The sequence below is a fragment of the Variovorax sp. Varisp36 genome (genome assembly GCF_047304235.1).
Classification (GTDB): Bacteria; Pseudomonadota; Gammaproteobacteria; order Burkholderiales; family Burkholderiaceae_C; genus Variovorax.
Map to the genome: position 1 here is coordinate 1 of NZ_JBGLYU010000126.1, position 249 is coordinate 249.

The window sequence follows — 249 nt, forward strand, 5'->3', positions numbered from 1 at the left end:
GTGGTGGCCTGTTCAACACCTTCGGCAACATTGCGTCGATCACCACGCCGATCGTCATTGGCTACATCATCAGCTCCACCGGCTCGTTCAAGTGGGCGCTAGTGTTCGTCGGTTGCAACGCGTTGGTCGCGGTATTCAGTTATCTGGTGATCGTTGGCCCGATCAAACGCGTTGTGCTCAAAGAGCCGCCGGCCAGCGGTCCTGAAACGAACAGCAAGTTATCTGAAGCGCATTCCTGAGGAGCGGCGT

At 57.0% G+C, this 249-nt stretch carries 1 pseudogene; it reads left to right on the forward strand.

What is annotated here, in order from left to right:
- A pseudogene (locus ACCD11_RS28450) lies at positions 1–239 on the forward strand (MFS transporter); the annotation flags it as partial.
- Positions 240–249 lie beyond the last annotated feature (10 nt).